We start from the raw sequence: 1,526 nt of genomic DNA on the forward strand, positions 1-1,526 counted from the left end.
CCTGTACACGCTGATGGTACTGCAACCGGGAGGTTGTGGGAGAGTAAGTCACCGCCGACACCAAACAACAAAACAACTAAATAGTGTTTATACGGTAGTCCCCGAAAGACCATCACCCCGAATAATTGTGGGTGGTTGGTGTTTCGGGGACTACTTGTCGTTTCACCCCCGCTCATGGAGGCGACTTGTACTCTGTCGAGCTGGCAGAATGCGGTGGTACTGGTTGGGTTTTACCCCCGGGTGCCGTGTGTGGTGGGTAGTGTCAAGCCGTGTTAGACGAAAACACATTCGACACGTTTGAGGGTGTAGTACACCCCAGGGGGCATGATCACGATGACCACAACACCGACACCACCACCGACCACGACAGGGCACGAGCCTGTAGACGGTTGGTCGACTGACCACCAGGCTGATACTGATCGTATACCTGGCAATGTCAGAGCCGGCGAGCCACTGGACTACGACACCAACACTGACGCTGATACCGAGCTAGATGTGCCGGTGGTCTTTTATGCCACCAACACACCCGGTAACCCTATTGCCGCAGCTGGAGCACACGCCCGGAAGAACTCCTGGGTATTCTACCAGTCACTTTTGCCAGACCTCGACGATGACGTGGATGTGACACTGACCAGCCTGGCTAAAGACCTAGGCCTCGCCTACAGCACCCTGTCTGGGATTATCAGGGCGCATTTCCGCATGCAGGAACTACCCCTCGTCGCCGCCACGAATATGGAGCAGTGGATACTAGATACACCACGCCTGAGAGTTATCGATAGGGAAATAGAACGCGTAGGCGACAACCACGACCACATAGGCCTAATCGATGCCGCCCTAGCAGACTTCCTCACACCGACAGCACCGTGCCAGCATGTGCCCACGGTGGCGGATATCCGCCGGTTTATCCGCGACTTCATCGACACCCACCACCTGGCAGATAATGACACCGACGAGGTCGAACCCACCCTGAATGTGTCAGTGCATAACAACCGCGCCACTATGAGCCTGACGTGTGATAAAGCAACCGCTGCTATCATCGCCCGCCATATTGATGCCCAAGCAGACAACACCCAATGTGGTGCCGGTGAGGCGCTTATCCAACTCATCCTAGATAACACGCACACTAAAGTCGCGATCAATACCTTCACCACCACCAACACCACCGACACAGATGACGCCGCCGAGGCCGGTACAGGTGCTGGTGATACGAAAGTGTATTTCCCAGGCTACGGCTGGTCCCGCATCACCAACCTAGAAAACATCGACACCTTCACCCGACAACTCACACCACAAGAAACCGAAAACTACCAGCCCACCAGCCACATCCGCGCCTACACACAAGGAAGAGACCTCACCTGCCGCTGGCCCGGATGCACCATGCCAGCACACACATGCCAACTCGACCACCGCATCTGAGGTTACCCTCGTTTAGTGGACACCCGATTAGTGCTGGGGTTGCCCGCAAATCGTGGACACGTAGTTAAGCTGCTTAGGGGTTAAGCAGCGGCCTTCTTATTACCATTTTG

1 protein-coding gene is annotated in these 1,526 nt (G+C 55.4%); it reads left to right on the forward strand.

Annotated elements, in window-relative coordinates; genetic code table 11:
• Window positions 1-333 precede the first annotated feature (333 nt).
• Complete coding sequence (locus tag ABRP87_RS11195; RefSeq protein WP_349868849.1) at window positions 334-1,416, forward strand: HNH endonuclease; 1,083 nt, start codon at window positions 334-336, stop codon at window positions 1,414-1,416.
• Window positions 1,417-1,526: the final 110 nt, after the last annotated feature.

The sequence above is a fragment of the Corynebacterium sp. KPL2830 genome (assembly GCF_040225635.1).
Taxonomy (GTDB): domain Bacteria; phylum Actinomycetota; class Actinomycetes; order Mycobacteriales; family Mycobacteriaceae; genus Corynebacterium.